Annotated in this window: 9 protein-coding genes (1 of these 9 running past the window's edge); 6 read left to right on the top strand and 3 right to left on the bottom strand. The window is 57.9% G+C overall.

Annotation, left to right across the window (positions count from 1 at the left end; genetic code table 11):
- Positions 1-97 precede the first annotated feature (97 nt).
- Positions 98-2,506 (bottom strand): TonB-dependent receptor, encoded by a 2,409-nt coding sequence (locus ACHQGU_RS08545; RefSeq protein WP_062274020.1) that lies wholly within the window; start codon positions 2,504-2,506, stop codon positions 98-100.
- 585 nt (positions 2,507-3,091) lie between these two features.
- Between ACHQGU_RS08545 and fdnG the strand changes: the two genes are divergently transcribed.
- The 5 genes from fdnG (at position 3,092) to ACHQGU_RS08520 (ending at position 10,027) form a co-directional block, all read left to right on the top strand.
- Positions 3,092-6,142 carry a formate dehydrogenase-N subunit alpha gene (gene fdnG, locus ACHQGU_RS08540; RefSeq protein WP_395494653.1) on the top strand — a complete coding sequence of 1,017 codons (3,051 nt, stop codon included), beginning with the start codon at positions 3,092-3,094 and terminating at the stop codon, positions 6,140-6,142.
- A gap of 9 nt (positions 6,143-6,151) precedes the next feature.
- Positions 6,152-7,111, top strand: a complete 960-nt coding sequence (gene fdxH / locus ACHQGU_RS08535) for a formate dehydrogenase subunit beta (protein ID WP_253558579.1) — start codon at positions 6,152-6,154, stop codon at positions 7,109-7,111.
- A gap of 2 nt (positions 7,112-7,113) precedes the next feature.
- On the top strand, positions 7,114-7,767 hold the full coding sequence (locus ACHQGU_RS08530) for a formate dehydrogenase subunit gamma (RefSeq protein WP_062144080.1): 654 nt from the start codon (positions 7,114-7,116) through the stop codon (positions 7,765-7,767).
- Positions 7,764-8,744 (top strand): formate dehydrogenase accessory protein FdhE, encoded by a 981-nt coding sequence (gene fdhE / locus ACHQGU_RS08525; protein ID WP_395494651.1) that lies wholly within the window; start codon positions 7,764-7,766, stop codon positions 8,742-8,744. Before ACHQGU_RS08530 ends, fdhE begins: the two co-directional genes overlap by 4 nt.
- Positions 8,745-8,806: 62 nt before the next feature.
- Positions 8,807-10,027 (top strand): molybdopterin molybdotransferase MoeA, encoded by a 1,221-nt coding sequence (locus ACHQGU_RS08520; protein ID WP_395494650.1) that lies wholly within the window; start codon positions 8,807-8,809, stop codon positions 10,025-10,027.
- On the opposite strand, the gene mobB is transcribed toward ACHQGU_RS08520, so the two are convergent.
- Complete coding sequence (gene mobB / locus ACHQGU_RS08515; protein ID WP_395494649.1) at positions 10,009-10,536, bottom strand: molybdopterin-guanine dinucleotide biosynthesis protein B; 528 nt, start codon at positions 10,534-10,536, stop codon at positions 10,009-10,011. The two genes, ACHQGU_RS08520 and mobB, sit on opposite strands and share 19 nt — an antisense overlap.
- A gap of 142 nt (positions 10,537-10,678) precedes the next feature.
- Here mobB and ACHQGU_RS08510 point away from each other — a divergent pair, with 142 nt between their 5' ends.
- Positions 10,679-13,198, top strand: a complete 2,520-nt coding sequence (locus ACHQGU_RS08510) for an excinuclease ABC subunit A (protein WP_395494648.1) — start codon at positions 10,679-10,681, stop codon at positions 13,196-13,198.
- A gap of 8 nt (positions 13,199-13,206) precedes the next feature.
- On the opposite strand, the gene ACHQGU_RS08505 is transcribed toward ACHQGU_RS08510, so the two are convergent.
- Positions 13,207-13,440: the 3' portion of an NUDIX domain-containing protein gene (locus tag ACHQGU_RS08505; protein WP_395494647.1), read on the bottom strand. Its footprint extends 213 nt past the window's final position; only the last 234 of its 447 coding nucleotides appear in the window; the start codon falls outside the window, past its right edge; it ends in the stop codon at positions 13,207-13,209.

Here is a 13,440-nt window from a genome sequence, read left to right as displayed (position 1 = left end):
TATGCGGCAGAACACAAAAAAACGGTGCCGGACATCTCAGAGTGAGATATTCGACACCGTATTGAAGAACGGGAACAGCGTTCCGTAAAGAGGCTGATCAGAAGGACGTGGAGACCGTGCCAGTCATGGTAAAGCGCGGTTCCAGCATGAAGGCGTTGCCGTAACCCGTGTAAGCCGCGCTGCTGCCGCTATAAACCGTGCTGGTATCGTGGGCGCTATAGACAGCGCCCATCGCGCCAGAGCGGACAATAGAGCCGGTCAGGTTGGTAAAGTTCAGCTTAAACGTGGGGGATTTGAGGAACCCAACAGGCTTGAAGTGATAGCCCAGAGAGAGGGAGTCCGTCACGTAGCCCGGAATGCGCTGATCATTGGCAACAGAGACAGATTGCGGGCCGGTGTAGTGCACCGCACCGTTCGCAAAAAATCCTTTGTAGGTATAGGTCAGGCCGAAGTTTGCGATAACGTGCGGTGCCATGACAGCCTGCGTGCCTTTGGAGTGCAGCATGATGTTCTGGTACGGGTCAAAAACATTGCTGTCCTGAGTGGCGTGCAGATACTCCACGGACGCATAGGGGCTGAAGCCGTGGATCTCTCTGCCGGCAATCATGAAATCAAGCCCGCGCATGGTCTGGTTGCCGATGGAAAACGGCTTGAAGCTGTTCATGCCTAGATACTGGTCCACAATGCGGTTTGTTACATTGTAGTTGAAGAAGGACAGGTCCAGCAGCAGGTATTTGTTGTGATAGCGGTAGCCCAGTTCTTCCTTGATGGAATACTGGTTTTTCAGCATCGGCGCACTGGCGGAGAGCCAGCCCATATCCGTTGCACTCGGCTGGCGGTAATCGCCTTCCGCATTCACATAAATCTGGCTGTTCGGGTCAATCTGATAGCTGATCGACAGCTGGGGCAGGGGGGCTGTGGTGTTGTTGCCAGAGCGATCGCCTGAAATCCAGTTCTTGTTTTCACCACTAAAGCCACGGTTCCACGCGTTGGACATGACAAACTTGAAGCCAGCGTTAATCAGCAGCTTGTTGTTCAGGTAGCGGGACTGGTTCTGAATGAACAGGGAATGCAGTTCATATCCTGCGTTCTGGCCATACATTGCACCGCCAACGGCATATTTTGCCCAGTTCGGGCTGGCCGCCGCCCCGTTCGCCATGGTTGTGCTGGTGGGGTAGCCCTGAATGGTCTGGTTGTTTTCATACCAGTAGCCAAGTGTAAGGTGGTTGTGGCTATCAATATCGTAGCTCAGCTTGGCCACAGCGCCGACCTGCCGTGCTTCGTTTTCAAGGAAGAAACTGGTCATGTTGGTGCCAGCCGGAACGGCTGCGCCGCCGCTGTTATGCGTATACTGCCCTTCTGCCGCCACGCCGCCCGGAGAGGCATCCCAGCCCTGACCCATGCTGAAGTAAGGCTGGAGGTCAAAGTTGAACTTTTTGGGCAGAACAATATGGATAGGAGCCGTCAGGAAAATCTGGTTCCAATGATCGTTATTGTTCTTCCAGTAATTAACGCTCTTAGGATCAGCAGACCGTCCGTAGCCAGTGCCTGTGTGTTTATATTGGAAGAATTCCTGCGCAGTCGGGTAATTGTCGATCGTGAAATCAGCCGAGTTCCATGAAAGGAAGAGACGGGCGTTGGAGCCGTTCTGCCAGTCTTTCTGCAGCCCGAAATCAATATGTTTACGCTGGTTGATGCCAGCCCCCATCCAGCTCCGCGCATGGGCGTTGGAGAAGGAGAAGAAGCTGCGCACGCCGCTTTTGCCAATCTCACCAGATTCCAGACGGATGAATTCGCGCGAGAGATTGTTGGTGCCGTAGGAGAAATCCACCATGCCGCCTGCTTTGCGGGAGGCCAGATGGGTGCGGGAGTTCATCACGCCACCTGCGGCAGACATCACAGGCAGATCACGCGCGGCGCTGCCGGGTGTAACGCTCACTTCCTCAAGGTTTTCGGAATCAATATTTTCCGACAGGTATTTGGCCGATGCCGCCGGTGCCCCATCCACCATCAGCGCCATATCCAGATCTGTCAGACCACGAGACTGGATCTGCCCGCCTTCCATGCCGGAGCTATCCGGCGTCATGATGTTCAGGCTGGGCAGGTTTTTGACCAGATCAAGCGCAGTGGAAGTCGGGCTGCGCATGTTGATGTAGGCTTTTGTGACCGTCTGCACGGCATGCGGAGCTGTTTCCTGCCGCATCATCCCGCCACCGCCATTCAGCGCCTGACGATGGGAGGCGACTGAGATTTCTTCTTCCCCTTTGGCAAGCACCGGGCCTGATGGGCGTCGCGCCACGCTACGGGGCTGCGCCGTTTTTGCAGGAGAGACTGCTTTGCCACCGTGATGCGTGCGGCTGGCATGAGACGTTCCCGTTGCGGCCTGAGCATATGCCAGCATGGCCCACAGGCTTACAGCTCCGGTCAGGCTCGTGACGAAAAGGCGGGAAGGGCGAGCCGCCAGACAAGCAATGGAACTGCGGGGATGTAGGCATTTGGTGGGCATGCGGGGATTTTCCTGTCAGGAGATACAGCGGCTTGGGAACAGGGCGCTAGGATTTGGCCAGGGGAGGGAAAACGTCTTGGATTTTGAAAAAAGCAGAGACCATATCTCGGTGCATGTCTGGCGCATGAGATGGGAGAAGGGACTGCATTTCTCTATCCGATAATCTTAAGGAATGATCCGTAATCGTTATATAAAAGACGAACGGTGTTCGCACAAAATAAAAAAAAGCACTTCAGCGTTGCTAATATGAGGTCGGGTTGCCCGCGTTTAATAAGGATATGTCGATCCGGCAAGGGGGTGCAGGGCAGCCTGTATGCTTCATGTTTAAGGGGCGAGGCGTTTATGCGGGTGAGGGGAAGATGCTCTCCCCATGCCACAAACGTATAAGAAAGATTAAATATTCAACCTATGGTTGCTCATTCTATATTCGAACGAATATAGAAAACTGCCACAAATTCTTTATTTTGAAAGAAAAGTGATTTGCCGTGCAAGTCGTTAAATGATCTGCATCAATTCAGATTGTGATGAAATCATCTAAATATTCCTTATGCAGTTTATTCGATGCGTAACTGAAGGCTTAGTGCAATGACTCTGGGAAGACGGCAATTTTTAAAGGCTGGCGGCACATGTGTTGCCGGGGCCAGTGCTCTCGCTCTGGGTTTTGCACCGCCGAAGGCCTACGCGGGGGATTCCAGGCAATATAAGTTGCTGCGGGCTAAAGAGACCCGGAACAACTGCACCTACTGTTCCGTTGGCTGCGGCATTCTGATGTACAGCCTTGGCGACGGCGCGAAGAACGCCAAACCGAGCATCTTCCATATTGAAGGCGATCCGGATCATCCCGTCAGCCGTGGGTCTCTTTGCCCGAAAGGGGCCGGGCTGGTTGATTTCATTCATAGTGCAGGCCGTCTGCAGTATCCGGAATACCGCGCGCCGGGTTCCAAGGAGTGGAAGCGGATCAGCTGGGATGAGGCGACGACCCGTATCGCCCGCTTGCTGAAAGACGATCGTGACAAAAACTTCATCGAACGGAATGAAAAAGGGGAGCTGGTCAACCGCTGGTTGAGTTCGGGGATGCTGGCATCCTCTGCGGCCAGTAATGAGACCGGACTGCTGGACTTTAAGTTCGCCCGCTCTCTGGGGATGCTGGGGCTCGATTGTCAGGCCCGCCTCTGTCATGCTCCCACCGTATCCGCGCTTGCTCCCACTTTCGGGCGCGGGGCGATGACCAACAACTGGGTGGATATCAAGAACGCCAACGTCGTGCTCATTATGGGTGGCAACCCGGCGGAAGCGCATCCGGTTGGCTTTAAATGGGTGATGGAAGCCAAGATCCGTAACGGTGCAAAAGTGCTGGTGGTGGACCCGCGCTTTAACCGTAGTGCGGCGGTGGCGGATTTCTACACGCCTATCCGTGCGGGGTCCGATGCGGCGTTCATGCTGGGGGTGGCGAACTACCTGCTGTCTCACGACAAAATCCAGCATGAATACGTTAAGGCCTATACCAACGCGGCCCTGATCGTGCGGGAAGATTACTCGTTTGATGAGGGACTTTTCAGCGGCTATGACGCTGAAAACCGCACCTACGATAAATCCTCCTGGACGTATGAGCGGGACGAAAAAGGGTTTGCTCTTCAGGATCCTACGCTCCAGAACCCCCGTTGCGTTATCAACCTTCTGCGCAAGCACGTGGAGCGCTACACGCCGGAAATGGTGACGCAGCTGTGTGGCACACCGGTGAAAGACTTCCTGCATGTGTGTGAAACACTGGCAGCCACCAGTGCGCCGGATCTGACGTCCACCTTCCTGTTTGCGCTTGGCTGGACGCATCATACCAGTGGCTCTCAGGTTATCCGCTCGGCGGCCATGGTCCAGCTACTGCTGGGTAATATCGGTATGGCCGGCGGCGGCATGAACGCCCTGCGTGGTCATTCCAATATTCAGGGCTATACCGACCTTGGGCTGCTCTCCCTGCGTCTGCCGGGGTATCTGAACCTGCCGTCAGACAAACAGCAGGATATGGCCACCTATCTGAAGGCCACCACGCCCGTGGCGGATGTGCCCGGACAGGTGAACTACTATCACAATACGCCGAAATTCTTTGTCAGCATGATGAAGACGCTGTGGGGTGACCACGCCACAGCCGCCAATAACTGGGGCTATGACTGGCTGCCAAAATGGGACCGCAGCTACGATATGCTGGCCTATTTTGATATGATGTATCAGGGTAAGGTGAACGGCTATATCGCGCAGGGCTTCAACCCCCTGGCCGCCATGCCGGACAAGAACAAGACCATTGCGGCGCTGTCCAAGCTGAAATTCCTTGTCACGATTGATCCCCTGAGCACGGAAACGTCCTCCTTCTGGCAGAATGAGGGGCAGTTTAATGATGTGAAGACGGAAGATATCCAGACAGAAGTCTTCCGTCTGCCTGCAACCTGCTTCGCGGAAGAAAACGGCTCCATCGTCAATTCCGGTCGCTGGTTGCAGTGGCATTTTGCTGGCGCGGCACCGCCCGGAGAAACCTGGCAGGATGGCAAGGTCATCGGCACGATCTTTACCAAGATGCGTGAGCTTTACAGGAAAGAGGGCGGTGTCTGCCCCGAGCCTGTGCTGAACATGCAGTGGAACTATAAAGATCCTGAAGACCCGACGCCGGAAGAAGTGGCCCGCGAATGTAACGGCTATGCGCTGGCCGACATCACGGATGAGCAGGGCCATATTGTGGTCCCCAAAAGCCATCTGGTGCCCGATTTCTCTGTGCTGCGGGATGACGGCACAACCTCCAGCTTCTGCTGGGTATTCGCCGGGTCCTGGACGGAAGCGGGCAACCAGATGGCCCGCCGGGATAACACGGATACCGGGCTTGGCTGCACACCGGGCTGGGCGTGGGCATGGCCTGCCAACCGCCGTATTCTGTATAACCGTGCCTCCATGGACCCGGATGGTCGCCCGTGGGACCCCAAACGCCAGATTCTGGAATGGGATGGCAAGCGCTGGGGTGGGTCCGATGTGCCGGACTATCCGCCGACGTCACCGCCGGGCAGTGGGGTCAGTCCCTTCATCATGCAGCCGGACGGCCTTGGGCGTCTGTTTGCCTGCGGTGGGATGGTCGATGGCCCGTTCCCGGAACAGTACGAACCGACAGAAACGCCGCTGGCTAATAACCCGCTGCACCCGAAGGTCACCTACAATCCGACAGCACGTGTGCTGAAGGATGACCGTGCGCGGATGGGGGAACAGAAAGACTTCCCTTATGTGGCAACCACCTATTCCATTACCGAGCTTTTCCGGCACTGGACGAAGCATTCTCGCCTGAACGCCATCGCGCAGCCGGAACAGTTTATTGAGATTGGTGAGAAGCTGGCCGGCCGTCTGAATATTGCCGCAGGGGACAAGGTGAAAGTCTCGTCCCAGCGCGGGTATATTGAGGCTAAGGCCGTGGTGACCAAGCGTATCCGTACCCTGAACGTGATGGGGCGTGAGCTCGACCAGATCGGCATCCCCTGTCACTGGGGTTTTGAAGGCGCAACGCGCAAAGGCTTCCTTGCCAATACGTTGAGCCCGGCAGTGGGGGATGCAAACTCCCAGACACCGGAATTCAAGGCCTTCCTTGTTAATGTTGAAAAAGCCTGAGGTGGAATGATGGGAATGCAATCACAGGACATCATCAGGCGGTCCGCAACCAATGGCCTGACGCCCGCACCGCAGGCGCGTGACCATCAGCAGGAAGTCGCCAAGCTGATTGACGTCTCCATTTGCACCGGGTGCAAGGGGTGTCAGGTCGCGTGTTCAGAATGGAATGACCTGCGGGATGACGTGGGCCATAACGTTGGGGTGTATGACAACCCGGCGGACCTGACGGCGGAAAGCTGGACAGTCATCCGCTTTGACGAAGTGGAAGATGAAAGCGGCACTCTGGAATGGCTGCTGCGCAAAGAAGGCTGCATGCATTGTGAGGAGCCGGGCTGCCTGAAGGCATGCCCCAGCCCCGGCGCGATTGTGCAGTTTGCGAATGGGATTGTCGATTTCCAGTCCGACCAGTGCATTGGCTGTGGCTATTGCATTGCCGGGTGCCCGTTCGATGTGCCGCGCATCAACAAGAAAGATAACAAGGCTTACAAATGCACCCTGTGTGCAGACCGTGTGAGCGTTGGGCAGGAACCGGCCTGCGTGAAAACCTGCCCGACCGGTGCAATCTCCTTCGGCTCCAAAGCCGAAATGAAGGATCTGGCCGCAACCCGTATTGAAGAGCTGAAAAGCCGTGGGCATGACGGGGCAGGGCTGTATGACCCGCAGGGCGTTGGTGGCACGCACGTGATGTATGTGCTGACCCATGCCGACAAGCCGGAAATGTATCATCGCCTGCCGAAAGACCCGCATATCAGCCCGTTTGTGCGGGGTTGGAAAGAGTGGCTGAAGCCGGTTGGCGCTCTGGGCTTTATCGCCACACTGGCCGGGGCCTTTGCGCACTATGTCGGCGTTGGTCCGAATACGGTCGATATCCCGGACCCTGAGGCTGAGCCCGCAAAGCTGGCTGAAGAAAAAGAGACTGTGGCAGCGTCTGATACGGCTCAGGATGATCACCCGGCAGGGAGAGAATAACCATGGACACCAAAAATCTTATCCTGCGGACCAAGTTTATGGACCGCATGTGCCACTGGACCATGGTGGCCTGCTTCTTTCTGGTCGCCATGTCTGGCCTGTCATGGTTTTTCCCCAGCCTGAGCTGGATGAACGGTGTGCTGGGCACGCCGCAGCTGGCGCGGATGCTGCATCCGTTCCTCGGCACGGTAGTGTTCGTGCTGCTGATCTGCATGTTCTTCCGCTTTGTGCACCACAACATGCCGGTCAGAACGGATGTGACGTGGTTTCGGAACATTGTGGATGTTCTGATGAACAAGCACACGAAACCGCTGAAAATTGGCAAATATAACGCCGGGCAGAAAATCCTGTTCTGGTGCATCATGATGCTGATCAGCGCTTTGTTTGCCACGGGTGTTGTGGCATGGCGCCCTTACTTTGCGGGGTATTTCCCTATTCCGGCCATTCGTCTGGCGCTGCTGGCGCATTCTCTGGCTGGCCTTGGTCTGATCCTGCTGGTGATTGGCCATATCTATATGGGCATCTGGGTGCGTGGGTCTGTGACGGGCATGCTGACGGGTTACGTCTCCCGCGCATGGGCCAAACAGCATCATGACCGGTGGTATGATGAAGAGGTTGCACCCTCCAAGGATACTCCGGCAAAGCATCATTCATGATTAAAGACCACTCAGACATTCCTTCACTCGATAAGCGGATTCCCGGCGTTCCCGCTATCGAGCCCGTTATTTTCCCCAGGCTTGAGGCGCTCTATGCGCGCCGCTCGGCCCGGCTGGAAGAGCTGGCCTTCCAGCTGGTGAAAGAGGCGGCTCAGACTGAGCCGTCTTCTGCCGAGGCTGAGGAAATAAACGCCGGGTATTTCAGCTTTCTGTCTGGCCTTGTGGCCGCGCAGGGGCGTCTGCTGGCGAAAACCCCGCTGAGCCTCGCGGAGGCCGAGCCCGTTCGGGTTCTGCTGCGCGGCAAAAACACCTCTCCGGATATCCCCACGCAGGACATGCTGGAGAAAAGCCTGTACTGGCAGAAAGCCTTCTCAACTCTCGTGGATGATGCCGGCGCTCAGCTTCCGGCGGAAACGCAGGACGCGCTGAAAGTGCTGGCTGCAGAAAAGCCGGACGTTCTGGCCACGCAGGCCTATTCGCTACTGTCCGGCCAGTATGATCAGGTTGATGCCGGGGCGGCTGTCTTTTTGTGGGCGGCACTTTCTGTTTTCTGGGCGCAGGCCATTGCCTTGCTGGCAGACGAGGACAAGGCGCTGAAACAGCGTCGGTCAGAAGGCGGAGCATGCCCCTGTTGCGGTGCGCCGCCCTCTGGCGCGCTGGTTCTGACGGGTGACCGGGAAGGGCTGCGGTATCTTCAGTGCAGCCTGTGTGAAACGCGCTGGCACAAAGTGCGGGCCACATGCAGCGTGTGTGACGCGACGGACCATATCGATTACTGGTCCTTTGAGAACACAAATGCTCCCATACAGGCGGAAACCTGCGGGGATTGTAAGAGTTACGTGAAACTCTTCCGGCTGGACCGAGATCCCGCGCTGGAAGTGCTCGCGGATGATCTGGCAACTGTCGTGCTGGATGCAGCACTAGAAGATCAGGGCTTTATCCGGGCGGCACTGAACCCGTTCGCCCTTCCGGCCTAGAGGACGGCCGCCGCAGGGCGGCGTTCCGGAGCCGGGTGTTTCAGGACAGGATTTTTCCGATAATGCGGAACAGTTTTACGAGCATGGTGGCGTGTGACACCGCATTACGGCTGATTGCCGAGTGCGCGAAAAGCACTCCCCTGCAAAGTATGCGCGTTCCGCTGGCTGAGGCTGCCGGGCGTATTGCTGCGGAAGATGTGCGCGCCGTTACAGCCCGGCCTGAAGCCGATATTTCCGCCATGGATGGCTATGCGTTTGATCATGCCGCCATGCAGGCCGCTCAGGCAGGTTTGCCTGTTGCCGGCCAAACCGCTGCGGGTGACATGCCCATGCCGCTTCCAACGGGTCAGGCTCTCGGTATTCTGACCGGCGCGCGTATTCCGCAAGGTGCGGATTGCGTGATGGCTAAGGAACGCATGCGCCTGACCGAGACGGGCTGCGTAATGCCCGCCAAGGTGCTTGCTGATAAAGGAGCCAACATTCGGCGGGCTGGGGAGGAATTCTCCAAAGGCGAAATTCTGCTGACACGTGGCACCCGTCTGGACTGGCGGCATATCGCTCTTCTGGCATGTCAGGGGATCGCAGATGTCACTGTCGTCCGTCCTGTGCGCGTTGCCGTGGTTTCAAACGGGGCCGAACTGGCTGCGGATGCGTCTGACGCCCGTGCAGATTCTAACTCTCCCATGCTGGCCGCCTTGCTACGTGAGACCGGAGCAGAGGTGGCGCTGCATTCCGTTCCCTCAGATAACGAACAGAAGCTCAGCGAGACGCTGGCGCAGGCGTGGGCTGAAGCCGAGGTGCTAGTCACCACCGGGGGGATTTCGGTCGGGCAGACGGATAATGTGCTGGATGCGCTCAGCAGCCTTGGCGCGCAGACGGTGTTCCGAGGGGTAACAATCCGCCCCGGCAAACCGCTGACCGTTATGACGCAGGGCACCCGTAAGGCTTTTTGCCTGCCAGGCAATCCGGGGGCGTCTGCCATCTGTGCGATGGTTTTTCTTATGCCTTACCTGCGGTCGGTTATGGGGGCATCGGCGTCTGCGCCCATGGTCCCGGGTGTGGCGGATTTTGCGTTTACACCCGTTGCAGGCACAACGCATTTTATCCCTGTGGCCTGCCATCCCGAGCCTCAAGGCTGGCGTTTGTCCGCCCTGCCCACTGTGGGAGCGTCCGATATTATCGTGTTCTCCCGCGCTTCGGCCTTGTTGCGGGTTGATCCTGAGGCACCGGTAGAGCCCGGACAAACCCGCTGGGTTCTGCCGCTTCAGCCTAACGGGATCTGAACAGCCCGTTCCAGAATAAACGCGGCCAGCGCTTCCGTATCGTTCAGGTCAAGTGCGGCAAGCGGTGCCGGGACGGCCTCAGGTGTATCAGTCGCCACCGCGATAATATTGCTTTGCACGCTGAAGAGAGGGGCCTTGCCCACACTGGGGCGGTAGATCTCAAGGCAGGCAGGCACTGTGGCGTGAAAACCCTCAATCAGGATCAGATCAACCGGCGCCATGCGGGCCAGCAGGTCCGGCAGCGTAAAAGGCTCGTCAGGTTGCGTATGCTGCAAAACCCAGCGGTCCGGCGTGGCCAGCATCACTTCCGACGCACCTGCTTCCCGATGCACGAAGGAATCCTTGCCGGGTTTGTCGATATCAATAGTGTGGTGCGTGTGTTTGATGGTGGACACCCGCAACCCTCGGGCTCGCAGGGCAGGAAGCAGACGGGCCAGAAGGTGTGTTTTCCCTGATCCACTCCGGCCCGTGATGCCAAAAATGGCCTGATGTCTGATAGGTTTTGTCATGGCCATGTCTCCGGTCTTGCCTGCCTCGCTTTATCATACGTATCAGGGCAGGGAAGGGGGAGCGTGTCACGCATGGCAAGTCTGACAGATTGCGGGAGCGTGCAGCGGTTCCCTGCCTGTCAGAAGCTGTATAGTGCGATGCATGGACGAGCAGACAAAAACCACCTCGATCGACCCACGCACCATGATCCGCGTCCGTGGGGCGCGTGAACATAACCTGAAAAATGTCGATGTCGCCTTACCGCGAGACCAGCTGGTGGTGTTCACCGGGGTGTCCGGGTCAGGCAAGTCTTCCCTCGCTTTCGGCACGATTTATGCGGAAGCGCAGCGGCGCTATCTGGAATCTGTCTCGCCCTATGCGCGGCGCCTGTTTAACCAGATGCCGGTTCCGGCAGTGGATGCCATTGATGGTCTGCCTCCCGCAGTCGCTTTGCAGCAGCAACGTGGCGGAAGCAGCGGGCGCTCATCTGTCGGGAGTGTCACCACGCTCTCCAACCTTCTACGCATGCTCTATTCTCGTGCAGGGACCTATCCGCCGGGGCTGTCCCGGCTGGAGGCAGAATCTTTCTCGCCTAATACGCCGATGGGGGCCTGCCCCCGCTGTCACGGTATGGGCCGCATTTATGATGTGACCGAGCAAACGCTTGTGCCGGATGATAGTCTGACCATTCGCCAGCGGGCCGTGGCGGCGTGGCCCACGGCGTGGCAGGGGCAGAACCTGCGGGATATCCTGATTACGCGTGGCGTGGATGTTGATACGCCCTGGCGTGACCTGCCGAAGAAAACGCGGGACTGGATCCTCTATACTGAGGAAACCCCGACGGAGCCGGTTTATCCCGGCCTGACGCATGAGGAAGTGCTGGCTGCCATCAAGCGGGGTGACCCACCGGGCTATAACGGCACCTTCACCGGCGCGCGTCAGTATGTGCTGCAAACTTTTACAAAGTCTCAGAGTGCCAAGATGCGGGCGCGGGCGGCGTCCTTCATGGTCAGCGCGCCGTGTCCTGTCTGTCATGGGCAGCGCCTCAACCCGGATGCGCTGAAGGTGACGTTTGACGGGCGCAATATTGCAGACCTGTCCGAGCTTCCTCTCAAACATATTCAGAATGCATTACGCTCGGCTCTGGCTGGGCTGACACAGAAAGATGCCACAACCCTCGCGGCCCAAGGCATTGTCGAGGCACTGATTGAGCGCATTGACGTGCTGCTCGACCTCGGTCTGGGCTATCTGCAACTCAGTCGGCCGGTTCAGACGCTCTCCCCGGGTGAGTATCAGCGGTTGCGACTGGGCACGCAGATCCGCTCTAACCTGTTCGGAGTGGTGTATGTGCTGGATGAGCCCAGCTCAGGCCTGCACCCGGCGGATACGCAGGCTCTCCTGCGCGCCCTTGATGGCCTGCTTGAAGCGGGCAATTCCCTGCTGGTGGTCGAGCATAACCCGGATGTTATCCGTCGGGCGCAATGGCTGGTGGATGTCGGGCCAGACGCCGGTGAGCGTGGCGGCCGCGTTCTGTATAGCGGGCCACCTGAGGGTTTGAAGGCAGTTAAAGAGTCCCGCACGCGGCCCTATCTGTTTAACCCGCCAGCGCATCGGGACACGCCGCCGCGCAAGCCTGCGGGCTGGCTGGAACTGTCCGGTATTTTCTGGAATAACCTGAGCGACGTCAGCCTTTCTCTGCCGCTGGGCGTGCTGGTTTCTGTTACGGGTGTGTCCGGCTCTGGTAAATCCAGCCTTGTGGGGCAGGCGCTGGTCTCTGTCGTCGGGAAGGCTCTGGGCCAGTCGATTGAGACGGAAACGGCGACGGAAGAAGGGGATGATGCGTCTCTTCTCGATAGTGAGCCCGGTCAGCCCGTCGGCAAGGTGGTTTCCGGCCTGAGCAAGATCAAACGGCTGGTTGTGATCGACCAGAAGCCTATTGGCCGCACACCCCGTTCCAATCTGGCGACTTATACCGGGCTGTTCGACCTGATCCGTCAGGCTTTTGCTGCGACGCCGGAAGCACGGAAGAGACGGTTTGATGCCGGCTGGTTCTCGTTCAACGTCGCCAAAGGCCGCTGCCCTAAATGTGAGGGCGTGGGCTCCGTAATGGTGGAACTGCTCTTCCTGCCGAGTGTGTATGCGCCGTGCCCGGAATGTGAGGGCACACGCTACAAGCCGGAAGTTCTGGAGGTCACCTTGCGCGGCAAGACCATTGCTGACGTGCTGGGGATGAGTGTTGATGAAGCGCATGATTTCTTTGCGCCGGAACCCAATATTGCGCACGGGTTTGACACATTGCAGCAGGGCGGTCTGGGTTATCTGCGGCTTGGTCAGCCCGCAACAGAGCTTTCTGGCGGGGAAGCGCAGCGTATCAAGCTGGCTACAGAACTGCAGAAACGTCGCTCAGGCCATGTGTTGTATGTGCTGGATGAACCCACGACCGGTCTGCACCCCTCAGATGTCGATCGTCTGATGCGCCAGTTGCAGACACTGGTGGACCAGAACAACAGCGTCGTGCTGGCCGAACACGATATGCGTGTGGCCGCAGCAAGTGACTGGGTGATTGATCTGGGGCCGGGCGCTGGTGAGGATGGGGGCCATATTGTCGCTGCCGGCACTCCGAAGGATGTCGCGGCGCAGCCTCAAAGCAAAACAGCCCCCTTCCTGGCACGTTATATATAGGAGGAGGCTTAAGCCTCTTCGCTGGTCGGGTGGGCGGAAAGCAGGAGCTTTTTCGCCAAAGGCATCAGCGTGTCACGGGTGAGGGGAGCTAGCTGCTCCTCAGGAGCCTTTGCCGGGTCAATCCAGATGACTTCCGCAATTTCTGCCTGCGCGGTGACGGGCGTAGATAAAATCATCCGGAACACCTCAGCCTGAATATGGTGGCCGGGTTCATTCGCGGCTGCCGCAGTGAATGTTCCCAG

It is taken from the genome of Acetobacter sp. KSO5 (genome assembly GCF_044094635.1).
Taxonomy (GTDB): Bacteria; Pseudomonadota; Alphaproteobacteria; order Acetobacterales; family Acetobacteraceae; genus Acetobacter; species Acetobacter cerevisiae.
Note: the sequence above shows the minus strand (reverse complement) of the source record. Positions and strands in the feature narration are given on the sequence as shown.